The organism is Flavobacterium mesophilum (genome assembly GCF_039581405.1).
Classification (GTDB): domain Bacteria; phylum Bacteroidota; class Bacteroidia; order Flavobacteriales; family Flavobacteriaceae; genus Flavobacterium.
On record NZ_JBCPXZ010000008.1, the window covers coordinates 1 to 26,709 of the forward strand.

Genomic DNA, 26,709 nt, shown 5'->3' on the forward strand with positions numbered 1-26,709 from the left:
TTAGGTGGTCATTTTGAAATGGAATCAGGTGCTCACTTTAAAACGGAATGGGGTGATCAATATAACCGGAATTTGCACCTTAAGGCTGTCCGAAGTTTGGAAAACGGAGTCGTAAACCGAAACTACATTCAGATCAGAAGGGATGTACAGGAACTGGCCGAATCAGAAATAGATGCAATATCGGATGATGCGGCCCGCAGGCATCTGATCATAAAAAAAAAGAAAAATTAAATACATCTCCAGGATCCATCTCGCCAAAACGGCACGTGCACCAAGCACGTGCACCGATTTTCGCAAGCTTTATGAATTTGCTTTGTTTTGGTGTTTTCACATCAGGCCGCATGAGTTCTTCAGCTTGGCTTCCAGAAAGTTAAAACCAGCACTCGAAAACTTCATCACGCAGCCGTCCAAATCTCCTTCAAGCCTTGTCTTTATTGGCGGATTTAATTAATTTTGCGATATGAGCCCAGATGAAATTAAGCGATATTTTGATGACAATCCGCCGCCTTCGCAGGTTGACTGGAAGCCTTGGGCGAAAATTGCTGATTCGCGGCTTTTCCTGAAAAGCTGCTATACCGGCATACGCACCTTCAACGGCAGCCTGGAGATGTGCCCGGCATGGTGGCATCTCAAGGATTTCTATCTTTTGGTCAAAAGGACGGCTCCGCAGGAAAATGATCCCGAGGCTGTCTCGGAAATCCAGGCGGGCCTCTAGCCCTCGTTGAGCGCTCCAGACAAAAAAGCCCTGCATAAATGCGGGGCTTCTGTCATTCTGATCTCATGCCTTTTGCTTTTCAGTCAACACGAAATTTGTCCTGCTTCTCGGCAGCGCCCTCCAGTCCAAGGTCAGCATATCATGCAGCAGGTCTTTGAGCCCCTGGAATGTGCTGGGCTTGACGGCATAAAAATCAGCGCCCAGATCATATGAAAGCTCGATATTGGCAATAGAGCTGCTCGTGGAGAGCATGACTACTTTCACGGCTTGGAAAAGCCCTTCGGCATTCCGTATCTCCCTGAGGCAGTCAAGGCCGCTTTTTCCCGGCATGTTGATGTCAAGAAATACGATTTCAGGAAGCCGCTTGGCGCTTTTCTTCAATATATCCAGAAGGACCTGCCCGTCTTCCGCCTCTTCTACCTGGACCGAAAGGCCAAGCTCGCCGATGGCATCAAAAAACAGCATCCTGTCGTCTTCATCATCGTCTGCCAGACAAATCACTTTATGGGAATTCTGTTGTTGCAGCATTGCGTGGGTTTTATGCAGTTACAGAATACAAGAATCTAAGGATCTGCAAGAGAGCCGCAGAAGTCCTGCAGCCGTCGAGAATCGATAAATCATCGAATTATATCCGTGGAGCGGTTGATAGCTTGTAAAGTTAAGCCTTTTTTTGTAAAAAAAATCCTTTATTTATCATTAGGCGCAATATTATGAAAAGAATAACACGCTGCAATGCCTGCTTTTCTGGATGGGATGCGCCTGCCGATGCCCGAAACGGCATTTATCGCACAGCGATGATATCCTTATCTGGGTGGCAAGCAAAGGCAGGATAGCGCAGGAGCTGTACGGAATTGCTGGCATAAGATTGCCTCAGTCTTGCCTGCAGGATCATGGATCAATCTTTCAAGGCAGAGAAAGATCCGGCAGACCGCCGCCTTTTTTTCCTTCCCGGAACTCTTTATGCTTTTAAGGAGATGGTTTCTGAGAGATCCTCCGAAGCGATGAACGCGGAAATATAATGCTGCACCTCGTTTCGCTGCTCTGCCGGGGTTTCAAAGGTATTGATGTGGAACTCGTCATCCTGGTCCATTATGTGGATGATCTGCGTATAGCCTTTCGATATCAGGCTCCCTTTCAGTCTTATTACAGTGAGCTGCTCGCGGGCGTTCAAATCTTTCCTCACCTTCAGATGTATAGTTTTTTCCATTGCAGAAGATTTTTTTGTTGCTGTTTTATGCCTCTTATCCCAAATTTAGGCTTTAATCTTTTTCCTGCCAAGGGCAGGGTTGTTAAAGTTTCACTCTTTTTTTTCATGATCCCAAGCCATTCGGCCTCTTGAAAGCCATCACTCTTTTCAGGCAGAAGCCGGCAGGATTCTGCTTGTTTTTTCAATATAAAACGGGTCAAAAGCGCAGCCAAGATAGTGCCCGCCGTATGCTGCATGCGCATAACGGTTCCGCTGCCGCTTCCCCGCCCTTGGGGACTTATAGCACTCCGCATCCTCCTTCCGGACACTTGTCTCTTGCTTTCTTTTTTCCCGTTTTTTCTTTTGAAAACAATTTTTGGGAAAGGGGAAAAGAAGCTTTGACATCAACCCTTAAATTTTTATCATCATGGAAATCATCGGAAGACTTACAAAAGATGCCGTTGTGGCGAAAGCCACGGCAGAAAGACAGGTCGTTAACTTCTCAATTGCGGTCAACGACTCCTACAGACCCAAAAACAGCACAGAGCCTGTAAGGATTGTGACATACATCGACTGCTCCTATTGGATATCCACAGGCGTGGCGCAGTACCTCAAAAAAGGCACGGCGGTGGAGCTGTACGGGCGAATCGGGATGAACGTCTATATCGGAAGCGATGCCCTTGCGCACGGAAGCCTGACCTTTCACGCCTCCAACATCAAGATTATCGCCTTTGTCGGGGGCGACTCCCAAAAAGCGGGAAATGCCGCAAGCGCCCTTTTGCAGAAGCCGTCCGAGAAAGACCCCGACGACCTGCCGTTCTAATCCCTCTTTTAATGTATAAGCCTAAAAAAATCAGTTATGAAAGCCTTTGAAAAATCAATATACGCCGAGTTTCCTGTAAGCAGGGTGTTCAATCAAATCATCCTTTCCGATTTGCAGTCCTACGAAGGGACTAAAAAGCAGCAGCTCAAATCCTACCTCGAAGACCTGCAGCGTGGCGGCTGCATGAGCGGGATGGTCTCGGAGTTCATCTATCATGCCGACTGCAAAAAATTCTACGTCGAGCATTTGGATGATTTGGAAAGCATCCGAGAAGAATTGGAAGACTCCCTTGGGGAATCCGTAAGAAACACGCACCGCCTGCCCCATTACACTTTTATTTGCTGGCTCTGCTTCGAGGAGTACTGCTTTGACATCTACCGCAGTGTTTTTGAACGATAACCCTTTAAATCCATCATTATGAACGGTTCAGACAAATTCAAGAAAAGGATTGAGGATTTCCTGAATGAGAAATCCCAATCAGATGCCCTCTTTGCCCCGATGCTCGAAAAGGCATCCAAAAGCGTGGAGGACTGCCTGAAATACATCATCGCAGAGGTCAGAAAAACTGGCCTGTGCGCTTTTGACGACAGCGAGATTTTTGATATGGCGGTCAGATACTACACCGACGACTCCATCTGCACGCCTGCTGAAATCCCATACAGGGTAACGACCAATCAGCCCAAAAAGGCTGCTTTGTTCTCTGCTCCCTTAATTCCTGCAAATGAAACTGCGCAGGAAATCCCATCCGTGCAGGCTCTTCCTGTTCCTGCTCCTTTGAAACCAACCCCGAAAACGGCGCAGACCGCCCTGACACTTTTTGACCTATGACACCCAAAACCGCAATAGAAAAAGAAATCACGGCGCTGAGCAGAAGCCTTGCGCCGATTTCACCAGCCGTTCACACGTGGGCGGAGAAAACCGTCTTCCTCAAATGGGGCGTGCTTTCACGCGGCAGATTCCACTGTCTGGACTGCATGCACTCTTGGAAGCCCGATTCCGCCAAGCCGTGCGATAAATTCATTAAATGCACCGCCTGTGGGGGAAAGCTCAAGATGTTCGGCTATAATCAGGTGCATTTCAAGGAAATCGAATATTCCGCAGTTTTGGACACCTGCGGTGGCTATCAGTTGGTGCGCATCATCTGCTCCCATAAGCAGATGAAGAAAAACTTCCTGCCGACCTTTTTTCATAAGGAAGTTATGCAGCATTGGATAAACCCCAAAGGGGAAGTGCGCACCCTCTCTTTATCATGCAATGTGTTCTCGCAAAGCTATGATTCTTGGAAATACTATTCGGACTTGGAGATTCGTCCCAAGGATTTTCAGAACAATCAGAAATTCCGAATCAATCCTTACCGTGTCTATCCGAGAGCAAAAGTGCTTCCCGCCCTTAAAAGAAACGGATTCAAGACCGCCTTTCATAATATCGCTCCGCAAATTCTTTTCAGTTCGCTCTTGAAGGATTCCATTGCTGAAACCCTGCTCAAAGCCTTGCAGGCTTCCATACTTTCATATTACCTTTCTTCACATTCGCAGCAGATAAGACAGAATTGGCAGGCGGTAAAAACGTGCCTTAAAAGCGGCTACAAAATTCCAGACCTCAAAATTTGGGAAGATTACATTGCCCTGCTTCGCTGGTTCAAAAAAGACCTTTGCAGCCCTTTGCTGGTCTGTCCTGAAGACCTGAACAAGGCGCACGACAGGCTTGTTACTAAAAAAAGAGCCTTACAGCGCAGAAAACATCTTGAAAAAATGCGATCTGAAATCCTCAAGGCTCAGGAAATCTACCTGCAGGAGAAAAAACAGTATTTCGGGCTCTGCTTCAAGGAAAAGAACCTCACTATCTCAGTTCTTGAGAATGTGCAGGATTTTATGCAGGAAGGAGACGATCTCCATCATTGCGTTTTTACGAATGAGTATTATCAGAAAAAGGATTCCCTTCTCTTCTCCGCCAAAATCGACGGGGTGGGCATCGAGACCGTGGAGGTTTCCCTCAGCCATATGGAAATCCTGCAATCCCGAGGAATAGGAAACAAATTTTCAAGGCATCACAAGCAGATACTGGCACTGATGAATAAGAGCCTTTGTCAAATCCAGGCACGGAAGAAAACAAAAAAAACAGTTCTTTTGTCTTTATAAAGCCGATATTTATCGGCTTTTTTTTGGCGCGCAGACACTTTAATATCCCTAGTGCTGCAGCCTCTTCCTGCTTGCTTTGATGCTTTGCCAATCATTGAATCATATCGGAATAAAGAAAAAAAAAGCGCTTAAGTAAAAAATGAGATCAATTTAGAACTAGCCTCGATAGCTTGGCAGGATTCAAACACCCTAGGAAGGGCAAAAAATTTAGTGCGCATTGTAAACGGTTTTCAACTGCCGTGCGAAACTGACAAAGACAGCCCGTTTAGAAATGGTCTGTCATTTCATCATTCGGCTCCCGGCCTGCGGCCGGCCTAATTTTAAGGCGCTGCCAATCAAAATATTGTGCTTGTTATTTAAAATAATTATAAATAAAGATGCGAAATAATTTATTTTGTAAGATTTTGTAGCTATGTTTGCAAAAATTCTATCGCTTTTGATTTGATTATCCTACACTGCAGAACCGCATGGCCAACGTTTTCTTACAGTGTCAGGCATAAACCAGATCGCATAGGATCATTAAATCCAACTTATCAATCCTTAAAAATTTATGACTAATATCCTAAAGAAATCCACTTCCCTTCTTGTACTGGCTGCAACGGCGTTGCTGGCCTGCTGCCAGAACGACGAAGAGGGAATATCGCAACAGGAATCGGCCGTTTCTGCCGCAAAAGAATGGCTTGAGAAGAACGACCCAGGCTTGGAAGCGCTGCAATATGCCGAGGCGGTCAGCTGGGAGAATGCCGTTGTGCTAGATAATGACGGCGAACAGGCAATTGAAGTGCCATTAGAACTGATTCCAGGCACCTCTGCAAATGTTACAGGAGATACCGGCTACAAAACGCATATCAGGCTGTTGCTGATCAGGAACCCCGATGCCGGCTACAAGATTTTCGATATTGTTTACAGCACCAAAGATGCATCATTTGACAATGATGACAAAGCATTCAATATTCTCGATATCGGTTCCTCATATTCAGGCTACATAACCATTCAGAAAAGCGATAATTCGATAGCCTACTCTGGAAAATACGAAGAGGGAAAATTCTCGGGCCTTCACAATTACATTTCCCAACGCAGCTCAACAAGCAGGCTTGTATGCAGCTATTATGTCACTGTCGGTCCCTATACTACCTGCAGCAATTGGGTATGGTATCCCGACTATGCATCCGTGCCCGGCGGCAATACGCTCCCGCCTGGATATATGCCGGGAATCTCAGGCCCCCTGATTCTTGCTATTCCCATTCTCGATCCCTGCAAGGCCGCGGTCGGCGCAAGCATGTTCGCATCAAATCCGGGCTTTGTCGCTGCAAGGGCCGCTGTTGCAGCCGCCGGGGCCAACGGATATGAGCACAGCATCACTTTAGGAACGCCAAACTCAGCGGGGACCTGGTCCTCTTCCCCAATCCAAACCAACGCAAATCCCTACGGCGTAGCAGTAAACGACAAGCTTCCCGGAGCTATGGCCGCCATCCATAACCATCCCCACAATACTGCGCTGTCGACTGGAGATATTTACGCCGCTGTCACCCTCAACACGAAGGTCCCAACCTTCACCACATCCTTTATTGTGACCGCAGGGCAGACTTATGCCATTGTGGTCACTGATCTGGCTAAGGCCCAGAATTTTGTCAAAGAGCACCCGGCAGATCTCTCGCCTAATTATCCGCCGGAATTCCCCGATGACATATTTGACCAGATAGATTACATAACTTCGCAGATAGGAGGATCCATTGATTCCAAAACAGCCGCAATTTCTTCGGTTCTGGATAAGTACGATGCTGGAATCACATTAATGAAGCAGGAAAGCGACGGAAAATTCAGCAGATTTAAAATTGAAAAGAATCAGGACGGCTCCTATGTGCCTGTCCCATGCAAATAAAAATAAGCAATATGAAAAACACAATCAAAATCATAGCAGTTATAGCTTTTTTAATCACCAGTGGCTGCAAAGCGCAGAAGATGGTGCAGATACCGGCCGATGCCTATAAATTGAAAGCAAACGAACAGAAGTTCGTCAATAAACCCTTAAAAGATCTGCTGAAGGAAATAAAGCCTGAAATAAGACTGGTCATGGGCACAGTGGATTCTCCTTCCTATTTCTCTTTCCGCTTCTTGAGCAGAGAGGAACTGAAGAAAAAGCCGGCAGACGGGACAGCAATTGGGCTGTTTGTATACGTAAAGGAACCCTTGGACTGGAACTTCGATTCCAGACCTAAGGGGAAAGAATATGAATGGTCTAACGAAGATCTTGAAAAATATGGAAATCTTACTGTAATACGTATCAAAGTTACCGGAAAGGAGTAAGCGAATTGCATTATATTATGGCCCTCAATCAAACATTCTGATTGGGGCCTTTTTTTATCATCCAAAAAATCTTTGCAACTGTTAATGGTCCACAAATATTTTTTGAACCTCGTCAAGCTTTATTGGCTTAAGCAAAGCAGCAGTCAACAGAATTCTAGCTTTCCCCTAGCGCTAAAATATAGCTGATCAGCTTAACTTCTTTAAATGATTTCCTTGGAAATCGTGAATAACCTATTCCTTGATATCAGTTATTTATTTTTGAGAATTGTACGTTTTTTTTTAAGTATTGTTTAAGAGAACAAAATTTAGACCTCAAGCAATTATTTTTATTATTTGCAACTATATCGAAATAGATGAAATTTCAATTCAACTGAAAAATAGCCTTATAAAACCTACAAAACAACCTTTCATAATATACATTTGTTTTTAATAATATTTTTTTAGCGAATAATCAGTACGGATTTAACCCTATTCCGCATTTTGGCTTTGATTAAAAAATAAAACAATTACTAAATAAATGTTATTTTCTTATTTTTGAAAATTCGTTAGGAACTCAATTTGGTTGAATTTCAAGCTTGGCATTTGTAGTATTTGAAATGCTCTTCAAAAAAAATAAAAAATATGGAAAAAAGAATTATCATTCTAATAAGCTCATTGTTTTTAAATATTACTGTTTTTGCGCAGAGAATAAGTATTCCTGTGTCCCAAACCGATTCACGTTTTACATTTTCTGTAGAGCGCAGCAGCACAATGGCAGGCGGAAGCGAATACTATTATTTTTATGTTCAAAATAATACCAATATAGACTATAAACTGAATTTTGAAATCACCCTTGAACTGGCTTGTGCAGGAACCAAAACAATTTCTCTCCGTACCGGTGTATCGGACTTTTTACATTTAGCGCCCGGTGGCAAATATGATTCCAAGAATCAAGCCCAATTTATATATTTTGGAAAAAAGGAATGCGCCATCCCTGTTGGGAATAAGGATTATACTCTCTTTAAAGGCATCAGCTACAGCATCAGCAATGTCGTTGATTTGGTCAAGGAAAAAGAAGATGCGGCAACAAAAAGGAAAGCTGAGGATGATGCCAGAGCCAAAGCAAAGCCCGCCTCCAGAGCAGAAACTGTCCAGCAAAACCCTAGCCAGCAAAAGACGGAGAAAAGCGGACCAGGCAACCAACAGATATCAAAAAACAGCATTATTACCCAAAGTAATGCAATAGGAACCAATAACATCGGGCTCTCTGAAAAAGTAAAAGTAAATGGACAGTATGTACAAGTATTCAGGCAGAATGGCGTGCCTTATTTAAGGAATGAAGACGGTTCTTTTCATCAGACTACGGAAGAAGCCTACAACCAGATTTCAGCTGCTTCCGATAAAAAGGCACAGCCGCAGACATTGCAAGAAATCCAAAAACAGCAGAATGATCCGCAAATATTGAAAATATCGCAGGACTATGCTCGAAACCAGCAATACCAAGCGGAACGTGCCGAAATCATAACAAAAGGTGTCACTGATTTGGGGAATCTTGTTGGCGGATGGATACAGCAAAATCAGGCTGAAAAGGCACGCAAGGAAGCTCTCCGTGAACAGCGTGCAGAAGAAGAGCGCCAGCGCCAATACGCACTTGACCTAAAGATAAGCAATCGCAAAAATGCTTTCTCCCAGCTGCCTTCAAAAGATATTCCCCTATCCTCACAGGAGAAAGCGGCAAGCATTTACTATTTCGTTTATTCCTACAACAATCTAGATAACGAAAACGGCGCCTCAGCCTATATTTCCAATGTTTTTGAAATTGGCACATATAATGACGGAACACGGGCATATACTGCAACAGTAAAAAATGATATAGCTGGCCTTAGCCCTTACGCCGAAGTCCTGCACGGCTATTATTATACAGCCCAACAAGCAGATGAAAAAAGGCAGGAGCTTATTGATATCCTGCAGAGCAGCGGCGTGGCAATATATGATGTTTTGTACAAAGGAAAAGCAGGTGACTCAAACGCAGGCAACAACACTGCCGAAAAACAAAGGTCAAACTACGGAACTGTAATTACCGCTCCAGCAAAAGTAGATACGCGCCCAACAAATGGTACTGCACCAAACTCACAAGTTGATAAAGCTAAAGAAAACCAAACCAAAAATTACGGGACAATTATAAAATAACAATTTATGAAGCACACTCTACTCTATGTCCTCCTACTGATTACATCGACAATTTTTTCTCAAAACGCAGTTGCAGAACTAAAATTTGAAGAAGCAGAAAATGCTTTTAACAATGGCAATTACGATTTGACTTTACAAAAAGTTGATGAATTTGAGAATTCTTTAGGCAATATTACTGATAAATCACTTTACCTAAGGGTGGTTTCCCAAAGCAAATTATTCAGCCCAGCGGATTTTTATGCAGACGAAAAACAATATTCACTCTACAATTCATTGACTGCGAACGCAGACAAATACATAAAAGCCACTGAAAACAATGGCCTTAACGATAAATTCAAGGAAGTTTATGCCATTAGCGAAAACTTAAAAAAATTGAACCTTCCAAAAGATGAAATAAGTTATCAAAAAGAAATACAAAAACTTAAGTCTCTAAGCGAAAAGAAAACACAAGATAAACTAGCAAAAGTAGAAGCATGTAAAAAAGCTTTTGATGAGTTGACCATTGACAATTTGCCTTTTGGAATCACAATCGAGGAATTTGAAAAGCAATATCCTGATGTATTGGGTGAAAGCCATAAAATAAGGAAAAAACATATTCATTATCCCAAAAATATGACCCTCACAAAATATGATGTCTTTTTTTTAGAGAGATTTGCAAAAACGGGCCATGATATCATGGTGTGTACAGACGACAGCAATAAGATTAATGGTTACGTCAAAATAGTCTATTTCTACGATGGCAAAGAAAACAAGCAATCAGAATTCGAAATCGCAAGAACTAACTTAGTGGAAAAACACAAATACCTGCTGGAGTGTGGTATCATATCTATATTTAATTCAGACAAAGAATTTTCAGTAACGTACAATAATAAGAACATAATGATAGCAAGCGATCAACAGGATTCCAAATACCAATTATTCATTTCAGTCTTTAAGATTTAGGAATCTGATGGTTCACTAAATCTACTGTAAACGACAAATCTTCTGAAACTTTTTAGAAAAAAAAATATGAAAAATTTAATCTTAGCCTTTTTTTTGTTTTTCACCTGTACTATTTTTTCACAAAACGCTTTTGCTGAATTAAAATTTGAGGAAGCCGAAACTGCGTTTAACAATGGTAATTATGCGCTTACAATTCAAAAAGTCGATGAGTTTGAGGATACTTTGGGCAATATGACAGATAAGTCTCTATATTTGCGTGTTATTTCTCAAAGCAAATTGTTTAACGTTGGAGATTTTTACTTAGATGAAAAGCAATTCACGTTATACAACTCATTGATATCCAATTCAAAAAAATACTTAAAAGCAACCGAAAACAATGGCCTCAATGATAAATTTAAAGAAGTATACGCCATTAGTCAATATGTTGATAAACTAAACTTGCCAAAAGATAAAACAAGCTATGAAAAGGAAATTCAAAACCAAAAAGACCTGAATCTAAAAGCAGAACAAAACAAAATTGAAAAACAGGAATATCTAGAAAAATTATGGGAATCGGAATATGTTGCAGTAGTTCCAAAAATTGATGCATATGAATTGGAGGATTATACCAAGATTGGCATAAAATTCAGTACACTCAAAAGAATGTTTCCAGATATTTATAGGAAATTCGATTCAACCAAGTATTCTGAATTTAAAATGGATGATGGAAGCAAGCAGACCATGTATTATGATCCATCAAACTCAGAGAATACTTCTTCAGTTTGGGAAGGCACAAAATATGACAATAGTGTTTTTAAATATGTCATTGATTACGGAAAATTTGATACTGAGGAAAGCGCACAAAAAATCGTCGATGAAAAATTGCTGAAAATGAAGACTGCGTTTGGAGAAAAATATATCAAAACTGTAAAATCAGCAGGTGACGGATATAAATCCACATCCTACTCGACACCCAGCCCTCACGCAAATTATCAAATTAATTTGACAATAACATATTACGATTTTGACAAAAAATATCATGTTATTGCAATTAAGTATAAATTAAATTAAAACCATATCGATGCGACAAATCTTCCTCTTTATAACATTACTAGTATCACTTTTAACTTTCTCCCAAAATGCCGTTGCCGAATTAAAATTTGAAGAAGCAGAAACGGCATTCAACAATGGCAATTACGAGCTTACAATCCAAAAGGCTGATGAATTTGAGGAAGCCCTAGGTGGAATGACTGATAAATCTCTGTATCTAAGAATAGTTTCACAAAATAAGTTATTTGACCCCTCAATTTTTTATATAGACAAAAAACAAGTAGCATTGTATACTTCAATGCTGGACAATGCGGCGAGATACATAAAAGCAACAGAAAACAATGGCTTAAATGATAAATTCAAAGAGGTTTACTCCATCAATGAAAAGCTGAAAAAACTTGGTTTGCCGAGAGACGAAACTGCTTGGGAAAAAGAAAAACTGCGCATCGAAAAAGAAGAGCAAGACAAACAAATCGCCAGACTAGCGCAAATAGAAAACTGCAATAAGATCTTTGAAGAATTTACTATTGATGATTTGCCATTCGGTATAACCATTGACGAATTTCAAAAACTATATCCCAATGTTTTGGGTGAAAATCCTAAAAAGATTGTAAATGCATCTTGGGGGCTGTACTATCCCAAAAACAATGTGTCTTTTGATAAAAAATATGGCACCGTTATGGATAAATTCGAAGAAACGGGCCAAAATGTTGTGATAATTACAGATAATAGGAATGGCGGCAAAATCTGCAATTATGAGAAGATGATTTTTTTCTACAGTGGAAGAGAAGACAAACTGTCCCAATATAATAGCAAAAAAAGTGAATTGCTGGAAAAATACAAATACCTTTCCGATTGTGCGGTACCATACCATACAGAACGGGTATTTTCTGTAACATCAAACAATAAAACAATTGAAGTCGCAAGTATTCAAGAGTCGAACATTTATAAAATATACGTTTCGGTTTCTAAGAAACTATAATTTTGACACCAATCTACTTAGATTAAAAATTAATTTACTTTCTCGATGTAACATAAAAAACCTATACAAATGATTTAAAAAGCTCTTTACATCAGAATGGCAAAGGTTTTATATAAATTAGCGTTTGCTAATTTTGGGCGCAGAAATTCACCCTAAAGCATACAGCACACTTTAGTCCTAACGAAATACAGAGGAAGTACTAATCCAATATACTCAATTGTTATAGATTTTGCATTTACACCCTATTAGTTAGCTTTTTCTAATTTAATGAGCTTCGAGTCCTGTTTCCGCTACAAAATAGTACTTAAAAAAATCTGCAAAATTATCACTTCAAGTTTTGTGGCAGAATCGTAGCACATGAAGCTTTTGAAAAAGAGAAATTCAGCAAAAACAAGGTCTGACAACGTTAGGTTCGAAACTTTTAGAAAGTATGGTTCTTTTACAATTGCGGTGCGGATGCTGAAAATCACGTGACATGAAAAATCCTCCGCTCCGTGCCCAAAGCGGTCCAGTCCATCTGCAGGATGATTCGCGCCAGATCTTTAATATCTTGGTAATTATTGGGTTTGACGGCATAAAAATCCGCCCCAAGCGCAAATGCCCTCTCCATGGCCCAGCCACCGTTTTCGCCCGAATAGACGATGAGTCTTGCCCGCTTTGCCACCCCTTCAAGTTTGCTTACCGCCTCGAGACAGCCAAAGCCGTCCATACCGGGCATATTGATGTCCAGAAAAATAAGCTCGGGAAACCTTTCGGGAAGTTTTGACAACTGCGCCATAAGCTGCTCCCCCGAGCGCACCTCTATGATTTCAGAAGGCTCCCCTACTTCCAAAAGCGCCTCATGAAGCACCATTATGTCGTCCTCGTCATTGTCGGCAAGGCAGATGATCTTTTTTGAATCTTCAAATACAGGCATGCTCTGCAGTTTTTATGGCAGACATAAAACAGTTATCTAAGGCCCCTGGGCTGGCTATATTGCTATAGCGCCCTCCAGTTCTTCAAAGAATGCATTTATCTCTGTTGCCATGTTAATAATTCTTGAAGGTAGGGCAACCTGAAACGCAATGCAAACAGCTTTCGGATATTTTCATAATTTCCATATCAAAGATGGGAATTATGTAAATTTGGCGTAGGAATTTAACTTCAAAACCTATTTCAAGTGCCCGTAAGGCCTCTACAGCTCCCCGCACCTGCTTTTGTAGTTCTTAAGCTCGGCTTCGGCCAGACCAAGCAGCTTCTCCAAAAGCCCGATTTTGTCTCTGTAAAGGCTCTCGACATCGACAAGGCTCGAATCCCCAATAGTGCGCCCCTTGCCTCTGGGCAGCAGAAAAATGTCGTTTTCAAACCCGATCAGACTCTGGGGGCTCATCCCTAAAACCACCGCAATTTGCTCGAGCCTCTCAAAGCTCATGCGGGCATCACCTTTCTCGATCCTGCTGTAGCCTGCCTGAGTGATGCCAAGCTGCTCGGACATATACTGCTGGGTGTAATTCTTGAGTTCTCTAATGCTTTTGATGTTCTGGTTGATTTTTCCGGGCATAAGCGATGGATTAAGTGATGCAGGCCTGCGCTGACTGCAATAAAAAAGTTGTGAACCTCCTGAAACTAGAAATAGATCCGGCGGTGGCACCAGCGGCGTTCTCCAAATATAGTGATTTTTACCCGGCCCCGCCATGCAGGCCTGCCCAAAAGATTGCTTTTGCATATCAGAAGGCCTTGGATCCAAGGGGAACGAAAGATGCGACAGGGCTTCAAACCCGCCTGTAGGCTTCGATTTTTCCAGCCGCGTCAAACTCCAGATCATAAGCCACGGATTTGCCTGTATCCCTGCTGTAAAGCCCAGCCCGTCGCCATAGAGGCTTGTCCCGCAATGCATGGTGTGGCTCTTTGGACAAAATCAGATAATGGGGGACTTCGGATTTTGCATCACCCACGGAAGGACCTAGCGCAAAATCATCCGAAAGGGCTTCAGGGTAATGGGGATTGGGGAAATTCGAGGCATTGGCCAGCATAAAAGCTTGGAACAGCTCCAGCTCGGCTTCAGTGAAGCCGCAGATCCTTCCGCTTGCCGCATCAAAGCGGTGCCATGTAATATTGGCCAGCATTTTCCCTGAATCGGGCATGCAGGCAAAATCAGCAAGCAGGGTATTGATACGGTACATCATATTTTTCTTTAGCTTTGGCCAGTGTATATGGCACGCCTTTTGGAAATCCAAGAAAAAAAAATCTGTCATTAAAAATAACAGGAAAAAACCATCTTTCCATTCTTCGGCTAACATACGCCAATAAACATTGCAAAACTCGCCAGCCTCTGAATTTAGAATCATTCTACTGCATCCAAAACCGCTTTGAATCCGAATTTGGCTTAATTTTATATTAAAATCAGAAAGAATTGCATGAAGATGACAACCCTAAAAGACCAGAAAGACCTATTATCGGAGCTAGGAGCTATCGACCGCAGGATTCATCTACTGAACGACCGCAAAATAGCGGCCTTTTTTGAATTTCTGGGGCTCCACCAGAGAGACGACGTGCCCAAGGACTATCTGAAGTGGGAAGAGATACTCATCGTGGTGCCCGACAGGCATGTCTCCAATGCCATCAAAAAATACCGCTACTCCATCGAAAGGATCTCTTTTCTCACCAATCCCAATGCCGAGAAGATCCACATATTTGATGCTAAAGAGTACAGGGCGGCATCACAGAACAAAACCCAGTTCCAGATCAGACAGATGCTTCGAAATTCATTCGGCGGGGCCAGATCGCCTTTTGGCGAGAACTGATAAGGATCAGCTCCTGTAAAAAAGCCAGAGATATGAAAACAGAAAACCACTACATCAACAGAAGCGGCTGGCTCAGGGCCGCCGTTCTAGGCGCAAATGACGGAATCCTCTCCACTGCGAGCCTTGTGATCGGCATAGCGGCCGCAAGCGCCTCAAGGGAGCCCATCATACTGGCCGCAGCGGCTGGGGTGACAGCAGGAGCGCTTTCCATGGCTGCAGGAGAGTACGTATCGGTAAGCTCCCAGCAGGATATCGAAAAATCAGACCTGCACCGCGAGAAGATGGAACTTGAAGCTTTTCCTCAAGCAGAGCTTGAAGAGCTTACGGCAATATATGAGCAACGCGGGCTAAAAAACGAGCTGGCCCGTGAGGTCGCCCAAGCCCTTACTGCACACAATGCCTTGGAAACCCACGCAAGGGACGAACTGGGCATAAATGAGATGACCCAGGCCAATCCCTTTATCGCCGCGATTGCTTCGGCCCTGTCCTTTGTCATAGGCGGGCTGCTGCCTCTGCTTACCGCCCTTTTTGCGCCCGTGAAAGACATGGTGGCCTATCAGTATGCCTTCTCGATACTCTTTCTGGCATTCTCGGGGACCATGGCCGCAAAGGCTGGCGGATCCAATGTCGCAAAGTCCGTCCTGCGGATCTGCATCTGGGGCACCTTTGCCATGGCAGCCTCGGCTCTGGTCGGCTATCTGTTCGGTGTTCAGGGCGTCTGACCCATCTATTTTTTCAGCAAAAAAAAATTAATCAAATCTTAAGGGCGCTTAAAAACCAAACGCATCGTTTTTTCGTTAATGAATATATAAACAACCTGAAAAATGAAACTGACCGCCATTCTTCTTCTTTTAGCAGTGCTTCCGGGAACCATCAACTGGGAGCCTGATTTTGACAATGCGAAAAAAACAGCTAAAGAGCAGCACAAGCTCATACTTCTGAATTTCTCCGGATCGGACTGGTGCGGCCCATGCATCCTGACCACAAGAGACTATCTGGAGAACCAGGGCTTCACCCAAATCGCCAATGAAAATCTAGTTATGGTTAATGCTGATTTTCCCCGTAAAAAGAAAAACATGCCACCCCCGGAGCAGGTAAAAAGAAATGAGGCACTGGCCGAAATCTACAACAGGGAAGGCAGCTTTCCCCTCACCCTCCTTCTGGACGCGCAGGGAAAAATCATCAAGGCATGGCACGGAAAACCTGAAAGCTCTCCCGAGCAGTGGACAGCCGAGATAAAATCAATCTGCGAAAGCCAAAAATAGGATGGACCATATCCAGAAATACTCCCAGTCCACAAAGCTCATGGGCAACAATTTCACTCTGACAGTCACCGCTGGAGATCATAAGACCGCAAACGGGCATATAGAGGCCGCGATTGGGGAGATCAGGCGCATAGAAAAGCTCCTTACCACCTTTGATGGGCTGAGCCAGACCAATCAGATAAACTCCCAAGCGGGAATTTCTCCTGTAAAGGTTGACCCGGAAGTCTTCATGCTTATCGAGCGCTCTATCGGAATTTCGAAAATCACGCAGGGCGCCTTTGATATCTCCTACGGGGGGATCGACAAGAGCCTTTGGAATTTTGACCGCTCCATGACAAAACTGCCAGATGCAGTGACAGCACTTAAAATGGTGCACCTAATCGATTACCGCAATATCATCCTGGAGCGGGAAAAGTATTCTGTCTTTCTTAAAGAAAAAGGGATGCGCATCGGATTTGGGGGCATCGGAAAAGGATATGCTGCGGAAATGGCCAAAAAGCTCCTGCTGGAAAGGGGCGTGGACAGCGGTATCATCAATGCCAGCGGCGACCTCTGTGCCTGGGGCCTGCAGCCCGACGGGCGAAAATGGACAATAGGGGTGGCCGATCCCGACGCTCCCAGCGCCATATTCTCCTACTTGGAGATATCTGACAAGGCGGTAGCCACATCAGGAAACTATGAAAAATACATCACCATCGATGGAAAAAAATACTCCCATACCATAGACCCGAAAACCGGGCTTCCGGTAAGCGGAATCAAAAGCGTGACCATCATCGCCCCAAATGCCGAATTTGCCGATGCTATGGCCACTCCCATATCGGTTATGGGAATAAGGGCAGGACTCTATCTAATCGACCAGATCCCTGAGCTGCACTGCATCATCATAGACGACAGCAATAAAATACACACATCCAAAAACATCCGACTGCAATGAAAAAGCGAAATCTCAAAAATCCCGCGGCCTTTGCCATCCTGCTAGCATCAGGCATGCTTGCGGCTTCCTGCACTTCTGTAAAGGAGTACCAGAAAGGAAAAATCAACGATTCGGAAATGGTGCTCTCCAACCGCAAGATAGAGAAGACCGAACTGAGTTTCCAGTCCTACCGCGAGGGAGCTTCCGGAGCCAATGCAGGAAAAAGCGGCGGTGGCTGCGGCTGCAATTAACCTATATGCCTTGAAAAAATGAAAAGAATTATCCTTACCGGAGCAGCCCTTATGGCACTGCTGCAGTCCAGAGCGCAGGATATCCCTGCGGATTCCACAGGCTACAAAAGCAGAAAACTTAAAGTCGAGGAAGTGAATCTGGTGTCGAGCTACTACAGCCAGGACGGCAGCCATTCGGCAGTCACCGGGGGCATCGGCACACAGAAGCTTACCGACATAGCCAATACCATCGATGTGAAACTGGTCAAATACGGACAGACCGGCATCAGGCACACCTTTGATATCGAAGCGGGCATCGACCATTATACCTCCGCCTCATCGGATCTGATAGACATGAGCGCCAACTCGTCGGCCTCATCCTCTGACAACCGCTTCTACCCGTCCCTTACCTATCTGAGGGAAAATGAGCAGAAAGGGCGCATCCTTGGAATCGGGCTTTCCTCTTCCACCGAATTCGACTACCAGTCCTTCGGGGGAAACATAAGCTTCTCGCAGAAGACAAAAGACAGAAACGGCGAATTTACGGCCAGATTCCAGACCTTCATCGACCAGCTCAAACTCATTGCGCCCATAGAGCTGCGCGCTCCGGGAGAAGGCTACGGAAGTGCGGCCCGCAACACTTTTGCAGGGACCCTGAGCTACTCCCAAGTCATCAATCAGAGGCTGCAGGTAATGCTTGTGGGAGACCTTATAAGCCAGAACGGCTATCTGAGCCTTCCCTTCCACAGGGTGTATTTCGCGGACGGCACTGTGCATCAAGAAAAGATGCCGGACACGCGCTTTAAGATCCCTTTAGGAATCAGGGCGAGCTATTTCATGGGCGACAACATCATCATAAGGGCGTATTACCGCTATTACGCCGACAGCTGGAATTTAAAGGCGCATACTGCCGATCTGGAAATCCCGGTGAAACTGACCCAGGCTTTCTCGCTTAGCCCTTTCTACAGATACTACAGCCAGAGCGCTGCCAAATATTTCAAGCCTTACGGCCAGCATACCCAGGCAGACGAATACTATACCAGCAACTATGACCTTTCCAAGTTCAGCAGCAACTTCCTTGGAATGGGGCTAAAGCTAACTCCGCCTGGCGGCATATTCGGGCTTGAGCACTGGAACACGCTTGAAATCCGCTACGGCCATTACACCAGATCCAATGACCTGGCCTCTGACATCATAAGCATCAATATCAAATACAGATAAACAAGCTTAGCGATGGCTTCAAAAATTTATATTGTGCCGATGCTCGATAATTCGATTCAGCACATCCTTTATTTTGCGGGCTTATAATAAGCCCGCAAAATTTATATATTAATCAGCAATGCGGAAAGGTTCCCCGACGGAAAACACCAGGAAGGTTCAATGGATACTAATGAAGGAGGCTGGAAAACGGCCTAAGCTTTTAGGCATATGCAAATACGGATGAACCCGATATGCTTTGTGGATCAGATTGCTTTTACTGTTCAATTTCACTGAAAGTTTTACGATCCGAAAAAAAAGCTGGCGGCTTTATGACAGATTGATATTGTACTTTTCTTCTATTGTCGACGAAGATTTGTTTGGTGCAGACTGTCCTATCTGAAATACTTTTTCAATAAATTCAATGCTTTGATCCACTGAAGTATGTTCATTTTTTAAATGGCTTGCAAAATGGCTGGTTAATTTCTGGATAATTCTCGAACTGATTAAATCAATCTGGAGGTCATCAAAATTGGCTGTTTTCTTTTTTTGAACAGCAAATTCAGCAGATACTATATCCTTTAATTTGGATTTTAATGCATGAATAGTCGGCGCGCATTTTCGGCCGTTTATCCAGGTGCTGAATTCTAATTTCATATCCTCAATAATAGCTTCTGCAGCAGGAATATGCTGTTTTCTTTTTTCAAGGGTATCATCTGCAATTTGAGACAAATAATCCAGATGAATCAAAGTTACCCCTGGAATCTCTTCTACACTGGCATCTACATTTCGTGGAATGGAGAGATCCAAAATCAATAATGGTTTATGCAAATTCAAAAGCGACTTGTAAACAGTAGGGCTCTGTGCCCCTGTAGCGACAACAAGAACATCCGCTCGCTGTAATTCTTCTTGCAAATCGGAGTAATCCTTTACAATTACATTGAGTTTTCCGGCTAATGATTCGGCTTTGCTTTTTGTTCGGTTTATAAGAGCGATATGGCTGTTTTTGGTATGTTTTACTAAATTTTCACAAGTATTTCTGCCTATTTTTCCTGTTCCGAAAAGCAAGATATTTTTGCTTCCAATATCCGCTACATTTTTAAGAATGAACTGCACTGATGCAAAAGATACCGATGTTGCCCCTGAAGAAATTTTAGTATCTGTTTTGACCTTTTTGCTCGCCTGAATAACAGTATTTACCAACCGGTCCAAAAATGTATTTATCAGACCTTCCTTTCTGCTATGATTAAAAGCGTTTTTAATCTGGCTGATAATTTCAAAATCCCCCAGAATCTGACTGTCTAAACCTGTTCCTACTCTGAATATATGGTTAACAGCCTGCTCATTCTTGTATATATAGGCGGCCTTCTGAAATTCTTCTACAGAACCACTGCTGTTTTCGCAAAGCAGTCTGATCAGCTCATATGGATGATGTGCAAAACCATAAATTTCGGTCCTATTGCAGGTGGAAGTAACAATCAATGATTCGATGCCTTCGGCTTTGGCCTGCAGCAATAAATCAGATTGCGCTTTTGCATCTAAACTGAACTTGCCTCTAAGAACTGCATCTGCTTTCTTATAGCTCAACCCTAATGCATAAAAAGTTGCGGATCTGGACATGTTAAAATTTTCCATATTTATGCTTTCTTAAAAAAATTCGAAAGTTATTTACTGCTGATATGTAAAAAACGCTAGAAGCGCTTTTATATGGATATGGAATAAATTGATCCAATTGGCAGTTTTATATAATTTCCTGACATTATAGAGCAACAGGTTTTCGAAAATATTAATATAATCCTCAATAATCTTGAAATATAAAACGCTGCCTTATTCAGGCAGCGTTTTGAAAAGAAAAATTACTTTTGAACTATAGGAGTTCTCAATGATTCCAAAACAGCAACTATATCAGTATATAATTCTGTGTTTGAAGCCACACCATTTGCATTGGCTGCTGCCCCTACATAGCCTTCGAATTTAGTATAATCGGCACTGCTTGATTTTGTTCCCATGCGAGGATTTTTTGCAGGATCATGCGCCGCTGCCATATTCAAACCTGAATAGGTGTTTACAGCATTTGTGCCGCCAGTATTAAATGAAAAGAAATCTGTAAGATTATCTGATAATTTGGCAATATTGGTAGACTGCGTAGTTCCCGTCTCTGCCAGCAATGGTGCGAAATGTGCCTGCAGATTGCCCGAAGCGTTGGATTGGATATCGGCAACAATCAGTCCAATGGTTGAATTTACAACTTTACGGAAACTCAAACGGCCCTGTTCTATCATCTGTCCGGAATTATCTGGATCAGACACCATTTTAGTTCCGCCTAAACGCTCATAAATGGAAGCTTTGACCGGCGGGGTTTCATCGTCATTACTGCTGCAGGAAATCATAACTGCAGATGCAGCAAGCAATACACCAAGTGTAAGTTTTGAATACATTTTCATAAATTTCAGGTATTAAGGGTTAATTAAAAAAACGGTTGATTTTTTGAGATAATTTATAACTCAAACTATTTTGATCCATAGGACACACTTCTTTGCTTGCTAAATTTGCAGGTAAAATATAACGCTTGGCATCATAACGCCCTTTAGCCATCAGCTCATTGAAAACTTTCTCCGAGTTTGTAATTTTATTATTATGGAAATACACCACAACATTTCTTTTAACGATAATTGAGTCTGATGTCAGCCCTTTTATGCTTCTCAAATCGGCACATATTTGTCTTGCCTGCAGAGAATCGATATCTGATTTAAAATCGATTCTGCTAACCTGCAGGTTAGGAGTATCATAAACGGGCGGTTTTACAGTTATGATATGATAGATCAGAATGGCGATAAAGAGTCCAGCAATTCCGCTTATCATAAAAAGTCCTTTTTTGATTATTTTACTAGTTTTCATAATTTTTATGGTTTTTATACTACTTACGTGTACTTCATCCCTGCGGTTTTGGAAATAATTGCAAATCAGTCAATTTAGAATCATTTTAAATACAGAAATTACCTAATAATTTAATTATAAGAGAGATGCTGGTAAATTTAGGATTTCCCGAAAACCCGATAAAAAAGATGTTAAGCCGTATATGTGAATTTTTAATGGCTAAATAGTGGTCTATGTTCCGATCCACTAAGAGCCTTATTAGCCCGAGGAATCATTTTCAGAAAACCCCAAAGAATCGGCAAATGCTTATGCAAAAATCCATTGGGATAATGGTCCGTCCCTTTTTGTGCCTTAAGAAAGAATACAAAAAAGTACAGCCTTTGGCACACATTACCATTTCGTTGGTAATGCGTTATGGAACTATGGCTATTGCAAAAGCACTTCAGCAATTGCATGAAAAAGTAGTTCGATTATTATTAGTTGCTCGCCCGAGGTAAAATGCTGGTTGCACCCCGTTTTACTGTTACCTGTTGCGCGACTGAGAAAAAAGGTTTATTCCCAGCACAAAAAACACGCTCGATGATGCTACGATGAGCCTTGCAGATAATTTCTCTAATAATTAACAAATAAATTTTAAGAATTCAAGCAGGTGCTTATATTTGTATAGTATTTCTATAGGATTTGAAAAGTTTAATGATAAAAAGAATATTTTACTCCTTTTTGCCGATCATCGCATTTGCCAGCGAGGCAAAAGCTCAGGCAAAAGACGTGCCCTCGGGTGTATTTGCAGTAAATGCAGAGATAAGGCCAAGGGCCGAATATACTTCCAATTACATGCTTCCCCCTAACGATTCAATTGATCCTTACTTGTATGTGACCCAGAGAAACAGGATCTCAATGGCATACAGCCGCGAAAAATGGCTGCTGAAATCGGATTTTCAGGAAATCCACCTATGGGACCAGAACAGCAGGATTGGAAAAACTGCGGGCCTTAATTTCTACCAGCTGTTTTTTGAAACCAGACTCAACTCATTAAATCTGCGCATCGGAAGGCAGAGCGTGATGCTGGACAACGGGAGGCTGTTTTCCGATGCTCCCTGGGCGCAGCAGGGACGCGCCCATGAAGGGATACGCCTGATGCAGCATTCCAGGAATTTAACAAATGACCTATTCTTTCTATTCACCCGCAATTACAAAAACAGTTTTGAGCCTGCCTATTCTCCGGTAGCTTCCAATAAATACAAATACCTTTTGGCCTACAATTTAAGCTATAGCTTCAATGACAGGTTATCCCTCAATTCTCTCAGCGCAGTCGATTTTCTGGAAAAGGCAAACTCGGAAACTCTATATGCAAGGGCTACGGCCGGCGGCAGGATTGACTTTAAAAAGAAAAACTGGTTCTATACCCTGAACAGCTATATCCAGTTTGGGCAGAATGCAAAGGGACAGCACTTGGCGGGCTATTATTTCCAGCCTGAGATAAAATGGACTGATGCCAAATACACCTTTCGCCTGGGCGCGGAAATAATCAGCGGCAGCAGTCCCGGTGCAGAAAATAACCGTTCAGCTGATTTTGATGTCCTTTATGGCGTTACATGGAAATTCAACGGAAATATGAATGTCTTTACCCGCTTCCCTGCCGACGTTGGAGGGAAAGGACTGATAAATCCCTATCTCTTCAGCCAACTGCAGCTAAATCCAAAGCTATCCATACGCGGCGACTTCCATCTATTCTATACCCAATATCCCCTTAAAGACAAGCTGAATCGGGAAATGTCAAGATTTCTAGGCTTCGAAAATGATTTTTCCATGAGATACATTCCGATAAAGCAATTGGAGCTAAACTGCGCCTTTTCTATTTTCCAGCCGACAGGCTCCATGGAGAATCTCCCAAAAATACAAGAAACAGGCAAACCCGCATTCTGGAGCTATCTGATGGTTTCCTACTCTTTTAACGCCATAAATTTAAAAAGGTAAACTGGATTTGATATCTTTCCTGCCACAAAAAGCAAATCCGAATCCTGCATATTTTTCACCTTATCAAATTTTGTGGCATAATCGCGGCTCTACAAATTTTGAAAAATTAAAAATCCATCAAAACATCCCTCCGCTAAACAAGGTTTGAATTTAACAAAAGCAGCTTTTTCCGTTTATATCAGCTTGGCTATCTAGGATTTCTTTTGCAAAAATTTAAACAATAAGAACAGCAAATACAGCATGGAAATGCTAAACGCCAGAGCAATTGTCTGGTAAATAAATAATCCTATCGAGCGCAATTGAATTGTTTTCTGCATAGCCAATAATTGTCTGTCGGTCATCAATGAATTTATTCCTTACAAAAAAATCTAGTTCCTAAAGCACTAAATCTTGAGATACGCAAAATCAATGCAGCAATTCAAGTGCTGATATTTAAACAGCGATTCGCCCAAGTGCAGAGTTGCATTATTTCAACAGCAATCTTTCCGTAATTTTCTTATTCGAGAAAGCATCAATTCCTGTAACTTCGGCATACTTTACATTCGGCATCCAGAAAGAACCTCCTTCGATGCGCACGAATATTTTTTCTATTTGTATTTTTTTCTGATTTACATGGGCAAAAACCTGATATTTCTGGTCTGAACCTATCTTTTTCAAGGTTAGGTGCAGCTTCTTATAGGAAACGAATTGAAGATCAAACTCCTCATTGTTTAGGGCCTTGCTTTCTATTCCGTAAGCAAATTTACGCTGCAGATAATTAAAATCTTTTTTTTCTCCTTTCTCAGAATACCGAATCCAATATGCTTTTATCGGATTGCTTTTGTCTATTTCTCCATTTTCCTGATAGTTAATGGCATAAATAGCGGTATTTATATTGGGGTCCCGCTGCACGTAAAACACCATATCATCAATATTTTTGGGCGTGGGAAAATGCAATGGCGACGGATTATCGTTCTGTGCCGATGCATCCACAGAAATTATGCCCGCCAGAATCGTTATAACGATCAGTGATTTTGTATAATATCCAAATAATAATTTGTTCATGACGAAATTCAGTATATTAATTTGATTCGATTACAGGCTGTTTTTCGTTTATCCTAAAAACCCAATATTTTATCAGCGGATAATTAAAGCCATACGAAACAAAAAGATCTGTGATGACTCTTCCAATCCTATAATCGATCTGAAATGCATTTTGCAAAATAAAAGTTCCAGATGATTTTAAGGAAATCCCCCCCAATACCACCAAAGCAAATTTAAAAAGCTGACTATTGATGCGGTTGCTGTAACCAGATTGATTTTTAAATACCCAAAACCTATTGATACTGAAATTGATAATGGCGCCAACAGTTCCGGAGATTAGAATAGAAAAGGTAAAATGCAATTTAAAAACTTCGGTCAATACAACCATTAAACCATAATCAGCAAGGCCACCTAAAAATGCCGCAACCTGCGCCTTTAGAAAAGTCAGAATTGCTCTTTTTGTAAACATCAGTTTTGTTTTTTATCTTTTAAATCGCCCAGCTTTAAAAGCTTTATACTGTCTATAGTGTTAATTATGAGCAAAACGAGAGTGATTAAGCCAGCCAGATAGGCAATTGATCCACGGAATAAAGCTTCTGCAATTAAAATGAAAGCAATGATGAATCGGAGTTCTGTAGGGCCCACAAAACCGGAGTCTATGCTGTATTCATTCGTAATTTTATAGCGCAGCTGGCTGATGATGATCGACCAGCCATACAATGCTACAAAAGCGAAAGCTATACTCTTAGTGCCATTTTCAGCATAAATGTAGTAGCCAAAGCCTATAAGCACAATTCCGATCCAGTCGGCAATAATATCGAGGGCAAAACCATACCAACGACGCGGAATATTTCTGTAATAAGCCAGTCTTCCATCTAGAGAATCGCCAAACCAATTTACAGCCAACCCGATAATCCCCAATAGCAGATACCAATCGGCCGCATAAGCGCCTAAAACAAAAGCTAGGAAAACGAATCCCGAGCCAAGTGTTCCTAATAGCGTGAGCAGATTTGGCGAAACGAATCCAGGCAGCTTTGGCAGCAAAAATACAATCGCTGACTGTTCTGCTTTTTTTAAAATATTAGTTCGCTTACGGTCTGAAAATGTTCTTTGTACGATGGCATTATTTCCTTCAACTTGTTTTACTGTTTCCATAATAACCAATATAAATAAGCCTGTAGTATACCGAATTCCAGTTTATAATTTTTAACCTTATCTTTCTTTGCGTGTTATTAAAAAAAACGGAAGTTCTTTTTAGCCTGCCTGATCTAACCAGATAACTAAATGCAAGGACGAACAGCATGTTATTTAACAATGCCTGCAAAGCGTTGATAGAAAACCGTTGGGCTGTTCTCATTTTTTGGAGCATATTTCCCTGCTATGATCGGAATATAAATAACCCTTCTTCTGCTTTCTTCGCCTCGTACAGCCGATTCTGCAACCCTGTGCCATAAACGGCCGTCATGAATGGTTAAATCTCCCGCTTCCGGATTGATGGAAACTTCCTCTGGATCTGCTTTATGGTCTAAAAAATATTTTTTACGGAAAAGCATCTGGTAAAGACTCTGCTTGTGTGTGCCGGGAATGATTTTAAGGCCGCCATTCTCTGGTTGTAAGGTGCTTAAGTGGATCCCCACATTCAGCATCGGATTCAGTTTAGTGCCATAAAAAACATCTCTCAAACCGTCTGTATGCCAGCCCATTTTAGCAAACTTGCTTTCTGGCCCGTTGATATAATGATTGAAAACCATTCCGTCTTTTTCTTCAGTACCCAATCGTGCGCCCTCACCTGCCAATGGCAATAAACCATCCAATCTCGGATCAAGCAATAGACCGCTTAAGGTTTGATGATGCTGGTTGATAAAAGCAAAACGCTGCACTATAGGAGATCCATCTAAATCTTTTCCATATTTGATTGGAACACCGTTTACTTTTTGTAGGTCGTTATTAATCCATTTTTGCTCTACTTCTTTCGAAGCATCAATGATTGCTGCGACCGTTTCTGGATTTATAAATTTTTTGAAGTGGATAAAACCGTATTGGTTAAAAAAGCTGATCTGCTCATCAGTCAATTGATCAGCTAGGGTAAATGTTTTATATGAAGATACCATGATATTATATATTTAATAAATGAAAAATAAGTTTGAAATTTT

General features: G+C 42.2%; 33 protein-coding genes. 20 read left to right on the plus strand and 13 right to left on the minus strand.

Annotated elements, in window-relative coordinates; translation table 11 throughout:
* Together AAYQ19_RS20470 and AAYQ19_RS20475 are read left to right on the plus strand one after the other, a co-directional pair.
* Positions 1-231, plus strand: a 231-nt coding sequence (locus AAYQ19_RS20470; RefSeq protein ID WP_445709705.1) for a hypothetical protein, incomplete at its 5' end; no start/stop codon positions are given.
* A 229-nt stretch (positions 232-460) separates the two neighbouring features.
* Positions 461-715 carry a DUF6965 family protein gene (locus AAYQ19_RS20475; protein WP_343538923.1) on the plus strand — a complete coding sequence of 85 codons (255 nt, stop codon included), beginning with the start codon at positions 461-463 and terminating at the stop codon, positions 713-715.
* A 63-nt stretch (positions 716-778) separates the two neighbouring features.
* Here the strand turns inward: AAYQ19_RS20475 and AAYQ19_RS20480 are convergent, their stop codons facing one another.
* The 3 genes from AAYQ19_RS20480 to AAYQ19_RS20490 all read right to left on the minus strand — a co-directional run bounded on the left by AAYQ19_RS20480 (position 779) and on the right by AAYQ19_RS20490 (position 2,158).
* Positions 779-1,243: a response regulator gene (locus AAYQ19_RS20480; protein ID WP_343538925.1), complete on the minus strand. Its 465-nt coding sequence runs from the start codon at positions 1,241-1,243 to the stop codon at positions 779-781.
* Positions 1,244-1,673: 430 nt separating this feature from the next.
* Complete coding sequence (locus AAYQ19_RS20485; protein WP_343538926.1) at positions 1,674-1,922, minus strand: hypothetical protein; 249 nt, start codon at positions 1,920-1,922, stop codon at positions 1,674-1,676.
* Positions 1,901-2,158, minus strand: coding sequence for a hypothetical protein (locus AAYQ19_RS20490; RefSeq protein ID WP_343538928.1), 258 nt, complete (start codon positions 2,156-2,158; stop codon positions 1,901-1,903). The genes AAYQ19_RS20485 and AAYQ19_RS20490 overlap by 22 nt, the downstream gene beginning before the upstream one ends.
* A gap of 170 nt (positions 2,159-2,328) precedes the next feature.
* Here AAYQ19_RS20490 and AAYQ19_RS20495 point away from each other — a divergent pair, with 170 nt between their 5' ends.
* From AAYQ19_RS20495 to AAYQ19_RS20540, 10 genes are all read left to right on the plus strand, one after another.
* Positions 2,329-2,724 (plus strand): single-stranded DNA-binding protein, encoded by a 396-nt coding sequence (locus AAYQ19_RS20495; RefSeq protein ID WP_343538930.1) that lies wholly within the window; start codon positions 2,329-2,331, stop codon positions 2,722-2,724.
* Between the two features lie 36 nt (positions 2,725-2,760).
* A complete protein-coding gene (locus AAYQ19_RS20500; RefSeq protein WP_343538931.1) occupies positions 2,761-3,123 on the plus strand; it encodes a DUF7222 domain-containing protein in 363 nt (120 codons plus the stop codon).
* 18 nt (positions 3,124-3,141) lie between these two features.
* Positions 3,142-3,552 (plus strand): Cas9 inhibitor AcrIIA9 family protein, encoded by a 411-nt coding sequence (locus AAYQ19_RS20505; RefSeq protein ID WP_343538932.1) that lies wholly within the window; start codon positions 3,142-3,144, stop codon positions 3,550-3,552.
* Positions 3,549-4,862: a PcfJ domain-containing protein gene (locus AAYQ19_RS20510; RefSeq protein ID WP_343538934.1), complete on the plus strand. Its 1,314-nt coding sequence runs from the start codon at positions 3,549-3,551 to the stop codon at positions 4,860-4,862. Before AAYQ19_RS20505 ends, AAYQ19_RS20510 begins: the two co-directional genes overlap by 4 nt.
* A 550-nt stretch (positions 4,863-5,412) precedes the next feature.
* Positions 5,413-6,744 (plus strand): hypothetical protein, encoded by a 1,332-nt coding sequence (locus tag AAYQ19_RS20515; RefSeq protein WP_343538936.1) that lies wholly within the window; start codon positions 5,413-5,415, stop codon positions 6,742-6,744.
* An 11-nt stretch (positions 6,745-6,755) separates the two neighbouring features.
* Positions 6,756-7,169, plus strand: a complete 414-nt coding sequence (locus AAYQ19_RS20520) for a hypothetical protein (protein ID WP_343538937.1) — start codon at positions 6,756-6,758, stop codon at positions 7,167-7,169.
* 621 nt (positions 7,170-7,790) lie between these two features.
* A complete protein-coding gene (locus tag AAYQ19_RS20525; protein WP_343538938.1) occupies positions 7,791-9,338 on the plus strand; it encodes a hypothetical protein in 1,548 nt (515 codons plus the stop codon).
* 6 nt (positions 9,339-9,344) lie between these two features.
* Positions 9,345-10,280, plus strand: a complete 936-nt coding sequence (locus AAYQ19_RS20530) for a hypothetical protein (RefSeq protein ID WP_343538939.1) — start codon at positions 9,345-9,347, stop codon at positions 10,278-10,280.
* Between the two features lie 66 nt (positions 10,281-10,346).
* The gene (locus AAYQ19_RS20535) at positions 10,347-11,330 is read left to right on the plus strand and encodes a hypothetical protein (protein WP_343538940.1); all 984 of its coding nucleotides are present in this window, start codon (positions 10,347-10,349) and stop codon (positions 11,328-11,330) included.
* A gap of 10 nt (positions 11,331-11,340) precedes the next feature.
* Positions 11,341-12,291: a hypothetical protein gene (locus tag AAYQ19_RS20540; RefSeq protein ID WP_343538941.1), complete on the plus strand. Its 951-nt coding sequence runs from the start codon at positions 11,341-11,343 to the stop codon at positions 12,289-12,291.
* A gap of 466 nt (positions 12,292-12,757) precedes the next feature.
* On the opposite strand, the gene AAYQ19_RS20545 is transcribed toward AAYQ19_RS20540, so the two are convergent.
* The 3 genes from AAYQ19_RS20545 to AAYQ19_RS20555 form a co-directional block, all read right to left on the minus strand.
* Positions 12,758-13,207, minus strand: a complete 450-nt coding sequence (locus AAYQ19_RS20545; RefSeq protein ID WP_343538942.1) for a response regulator — start codon at positions 13,205-13,207, stop codon at positions 12,758-12,760.
* A 258-nt stretch (positions 13,208-13,465) separates the two neighbouring features.
* Entirely contained in the window at positions 13,466-14,095 is a 630-nt protein-coding gene (locus tag AAYQ19_RS20550; protein WP_343538944.1) for a helix-turn-helix domain-containing protein, read from the minus strand.
* Entirely contained in the window at positions 14,043-14,570 is a 528-nt protein-coding gene (locus tag AAYQ19_RS20555) for a hypothetical protein (RefSeq protein ID WP_343538945.1), read from the minus strand. Before AAYQ19_RS20555 ends, AAYQ19_RS20550 begins: the two co-directional genes overlap by 53 nt.
* A 117-nt stretch (positions 14,571-14,687) precedes the next feature.
* Here AAYQ19_RS20555 and AAYQ19_RS20560 point away from each other — a divergent pair, with 117 nt between their 5' ends.
* From AAYQ19_RS20560 to AAYQ19_RS20585, 6 genes are all read left to right on the plus strand, one after another.
* Entirely contained in the window at positions 14,688-15,074 is a 387-nt protein-coding gene (locus tag AAYQ19_RS20560) for a hypothetical protein (RefSeq protein WP_343538947.1), read from the plus strand.
* Between the two features lie 32 nt (positions 15,075-15,106).
* On the plus strand, positions 15,107-15,796 hold the full coding sequence (locus AAYQ19_RS20565; RefSeq protein ID WP_343538948.1) for a VIT1/CCC1 transporter family protein: 690 nt from the start codon (positions 15,107-15,109) through the stop codon (positions 15,794-15,796).
* Positions 15,797-15,898: 102 nt separating this feature from the next.
* Positions 15,899-16,339 carry a thioredoxin family protein gene (locus tag AAYQ19_RS20570; RefSeq protein WP_343538949.1) on the plus strand — a complete coding sequence of 147 codons (441 nt, stop codon included), beginning with the start codon at positions 15,899-15,901 and terminating at the stop codon, positions 16,337-16,339.
* A gap of 1 nt (position 16,340) precedes the next feature.
* Complete coding sequence (locus AAYQ19_RS20575) at positions 16,341-17,273, plus strand: FAD:protein FMN transferase (protein ID WP_343538951.1); 933 nt, start codon at positions 16,341-16,343, stop codon at positions 17,271-17,273.
* Between the two features lie 53 nt (positions 17,274-17,326).
* Positions 17,327-17,503 (plus strand): DUF4266 domain-containing protein, encoded by a 177-nt coding sequence (locus AAYQ19_RS20580; RefSeq protein ID WP_343539195.1) that lies wholly within the window; start codon positions 17,327-17,329, stop codon positions 17,501-17,503.
* Between the two features lie 18 nt (positions 17,504-17,521).
* A complete protein-coding gene (locus tag AAYQ19_RS20585) occupies positions 17,522-18,703 on the plus strand; it encodes a DUF3570 domain-containing protein (RefSeq protein ID WP_343538953.1) in 1,182 nt (393 codons plus the stop codon).
* Positions 18,704-19,009: 306 nt separating this feature from the next.
* Here the strand turns inward: AAYQ19_RS20585 and hemA are convergent, their stop codons facing one another.
* From hemA to AAYQ19_RS20600, 3 genes are all read right to left on the minus strand, one after another.
* Positions 19,010-20,314 carry a glutamyl-tRNA reductase gene (gene hemA, locus AAYQ19_RS20590; protein WP_343538954.1) on the minus strand — a complete coding sequence of 435 codons (1,305 nt, stop codon included), beginning with the start codon at positions 20,312-20,314 and terminating at the stop codon, positions 19,010-19,012.
* Between the two features lie 221 nt (positions 20,315-20,535).
* Positions 20,536-21,117 (minus strand): globin family protein, encoded by a 582-nt coding sequence (locus AAYQ19_RS20595; RefSeq protein WP_343538955.1) that lies wholly within the window; start codon positions 21,115-21,117, stop codon positions 20,536-20,538.
* A 25-nt stretch (positions 21,118-21,142) separates the two neighbouring features.
* A complete protein-coding gene (locus AAYQ19_RS20600; protein WP_343538956.1) occupies positions 21,143-21,577 on the minus strand; it encodes a hypothetical protein in 435 nt (144 codons plus the stop codon).
* Between the two features lie 281 nt (positions 21,578-21,858).
* Here AAYQ19_RS20600 and AAYQ19_RS20605 point away from each other — a divergent pair, with 281 nt between their 5' ends.
* Together AAYQ19_RS20605 and AAYQ19_RS20610 are read left to right on the plus strand one after the other, a co-directional pair.
* Positions 21,859-22,053, plus strand: coding sequence for a hypothetical protein (locus AAYQ19_RS20605; protein ID WP_343538957.1), 195 nt, complete (start codon positions 21,859-21,861; stop codon positions 22,051-22,053).
* A 196-nt stretch (positions 22,054-22,249) separates the two neighbouring features.
* Positions 22,250-23,533, plus strand: a complete 1,284-nt coding sequence (locus tag AAYQ19_RS20610) for an alginate export family protein (protein WP_343538958.1) — start codon at positions 22,250-22,252, stop codon at positions 23,531-23,533.
* 465 nt (positions 23,534-23,998) lie between these two features.
* Here the strand turns inward: AAYQ19_RS20610 and AAYQ19_RS20615 are convergent, their stop codons facing one another.
* The 4 genes from AAYQ19_RS20615 to AAYQ19_RS20630 all read right to left on the minus strand — a co-directional run bounded on the left by AAYQ19_RS20615 (position 23,999) and on the right by AAYQ19_RS20630 (position 26,667).
* Positions 23,999-24,577 carry a DUF4833 domain-containing protein gene (locus tag AAYQ19_RS20615; RefSeq protein ID WP_343538959.1) on the minus strand — a complete coding sequence of 193 codons (579 nt, stop codon included), beginning with the start codon at positions 24,575-24,577 and terminating at the stop codon, positions 23,999-24,001.
* Positions 24,578-24,593: 16 nt separating this feature from the next.
* Complete coding sequence (locus AAYQ19_RS20620; RefSeq protein WP_343538960.1) at positions 24,594-25,025, minus strand: GtrA family protein; 432 nt, start codon at positions 25,023-25,025, stop codon at positions 24,594-24,596.
* Positions 25,025-25,711, minus strand: coding sequence for a CDP-alcohol phosphatidyltransferase family protein (locus AAYQ19_RS20625; protein ID WP_343538961.1), 687 nt, complete (start codon positions 25,709-25,711; stop codon positions 25,025-25,027). Before AAYQ19_RS20625 ends, AAYQ19_RS20620 begins: the two co-directional genes overlap by 1 nt.
* A gap of 149 nt (positions 25,712-25,860) precedes the next feature.
* Positions 25,861-26,667 carry a phytanoyl-CoA dioxygenase family protein gene (locus tag AAYQ19_RS20630; protein WP_343538962.1) on the minus strand — a complete coding sequence of 269 codons (807 nt, stop codon included), beginning with the start codon at positions 26,665-26,667 and terminating at the stop codon, positions 25,861-25,863.
* Positions 26,668-26,709 lie beyond the last annotated feature (42 nt).

Bases quoted from the DNA above. Each gene is read 5' to 3' on its own strand.
- AAYQ19_RS20530 (WP_343538939.1), top strand. From the start codon at position 9,345: ATGAAGCACACTCTACTCTATGTCCTCCTACTGATTACATCGACAATT.
- AAYQ19_RS20480 (WP_343538925.1), bottom strand. From the start codon at position 1,243: ATGCTGCAACAACAGAATTCCCATAAAGTGATTTGTCTGGCAGACGAT.
- AAYQ19_RS20505 (WP_343538932.1), top strand. From the start codon at position 3,142: ATGAACGGTTCAGACAAATTCAAGAAAAGGATTGAGGATTTCCTGAAT.
- AAYQ19_RS20540 (WP_343538941.1), top strand. From the start codon at position 11,341: ATGCGACAAATCTTCCTCTTTATAACATTACTAGTATCACTTTTAACT.
- AAYQ19_RS20525 (WP_343538938.1), top strand. From the start codon at position 7,791: ATGGAAAAAAGAATTATCATTCTAATAAGCTCATTGTTTTTAAATATT.
- AAYQ19_RS20485 (WP_343538926.1), bottom strand. From the start codon at position 1,922: ATGGAAAAAACTATACATCTGAAGGTGAGGAAAGATTTGAACGCCCGC.
- AAYQ19_RS20490 (WP_343538928.1), bottom strand. From the start codon at position 2,158: ATGCAGCATACGGCGGGCACTATCTTGGCTGCGCTTTTGACCCGTTTT.
- AAYQ19_RS20615 (WP_343538959.1), bottom strand. From the start codon at position 24,577: ATGAACAAATTATTATTTGGATATTATACAAAATCACTGATCGTTATA.
- AAYQ19_RS20515 (WP_343538936.1), top strand. From the start codon at position 5,413: ATGACTAATATCCTAAAGAAATCCACTTCCCTTCTTGTACTGGCTGCA.
- hemA (WP_343538954.1), bottom strand. From the start codon at position 20,314: ATGGAAAATTTTAACATGTCCAGATCCGCAACTTTTTATGCATTAGGG.
- AAYQ19_RS20550 (WP_343538944.1), bottom strand. From the start codon at position 14,095: ATGATCTGGAGTTTGACGCGGCTGGAAAAATCGAAGCCTACAGGCGGG.
- AAYQ19_RS20560 (WP_343538947.1), top strand. From the start codon at position 14,688: ATGAAGATGACAACCCTAAAAGACCAGAAAGACCTATTATCGGAGCTA.
- AAYQ19_RS20495 (WP_343538930.1), top strand. From the start codon at position 2,329: ATGGAAATCATCGGAAGACTTACAAAAGATGCCGTTGTGGCGAAAGCC.
- AAYQ19_RS20610 (WP_343538958.1), top strand. From the start codon at position 22,250: ATGATAAAAAGAATATTTTACTCCTTTTTGCCGATCATCGCATTTGCC.
- AAYQ19_RS20545 (WP_343538942.1), bottom strand. From the start codon at position 13,207: ATGCCTGTATTTGAAGATTCAAAAAAGATCATCTGCCTTGCCGACAAT.
- AAYQ19_RS20510 (WP_343538934.1), top strand. From the start codon at position 3,549: ATGACACCCAAAACCGCAATAGAAAAAGAAATCACGGCGCTGAGCAGA.
- AAYQ19_RS20625 (WP_343538961.1), bottom strand. From the start codon at position 25,711: ATGGAAACAGTAAAACAAGTTGAAGGAAATAATGCCATCGTACAAAGA.
- AAYQ19_RS20535 (WP_343538940.1), top strand. From the start codon at position 10,347: ATGAAAAATTTAATCTTAGCCTTTTTTTTGTTTTTCACCTGTACTATT.
- AAYQ19_RS20585 (WP_343538953.1), top strand. From the start codon at position 17,522: ATGAAAAGAATTATCCTTACCGGAGCAGCCCTTATGGCACTGCTGCAG.
- AAYQ19_RS20600 (WP_343538956.1), bottom strand. From the start codon at position 21,577: ATGAAAACTAGTAAAATAATCAAAAAAGGACTTTTTATGATAAGCGGA.
- AAYQ19_RS20595 (WP_343538955.1), bottom strand. From the start codon at position 21,117: ATGTATTCAAAACTTACACTTGGTGTATTGCTTGCTGCATCTGCAGTT.
- AAYQ19_RS20580 (WP_343539195.1), top strand. From the start codon at position 17,327: ATGCTTGCGGCTTCCTGCACTTCTGTAAAGGAGTACCAGAAAGGAAAA.
- AAYQ19_RS20570 (WP_343538949.1), top strand. From the start codon at position 15,899: ATGAAACTGACCGCCATTCTTCTTCTTTTAGCAGTGCTTCCGGGAACC.
- AAYQ19_RS20575 (WP_343538951.1), top strand. From the start codon at position 16,341: ATGGACCATATCCAGAAATACTCCCAGTCCACAAAGCTCATGGGCAAC.
- AAYQ19_RS20500 (WP_343538931.1), top strand. From the start codon at position 2,761: ATGAAAGCCTTTGAAAAATCAATATACGCCGAGTTTCCTGTAAGCAGG.
- AAYQ19_RS20555 (WP_343538945.1), bottom strand. From the start codon at position 14,570: ATGTTAGCCGAAGAATGGAAAGATGGTTTTTTCCTGTTATTTTTAATG.
- AAYQ19_RS20475 (WP_343538923.1), top strand. From the start codon at position 461: ATGAGCCCAGATGAAATTAAGCGATATTTTGATGACAATCCGCCGCCT.
- AAYQ19_RS20565 (WP_343538948.1), top strand. From the start codon at position 15,107: ATGAAAACAGAAAACCACTACATCAACAGAAGCGGCTGGCTCAGGGCC.
- AAYQ19_RS20605 (WP_343538957.1), top strand. From the start codon at position 21,859: ATGCTTATGCAAAAATCCATTGGGATAATGGTCCGTCCCTTTTTGTGC.
- AAYQ19_RS20630 (WP_343538962.1), bottom strand. From the start codon at position 26,667: ATGGTATCTTCATATAAAACATTTACCCTAGCTGATCAATTGACTGAT.
- AAYQ19_RS20520 (WP_343538937.1), top strand. From the start codon at position 6,756: ATGAAAAACACAATCAAAATCATAGCAGTTATAGCTTTTTTAATCACC.
- AAYQ19_RS20620 (WP_343538960.1), bottom strand. From the start codon at position 25,025: ATGTTTACAAAAAGAGCAATTCTGACTTTTCTAAAGGCGCAGGTTGCG.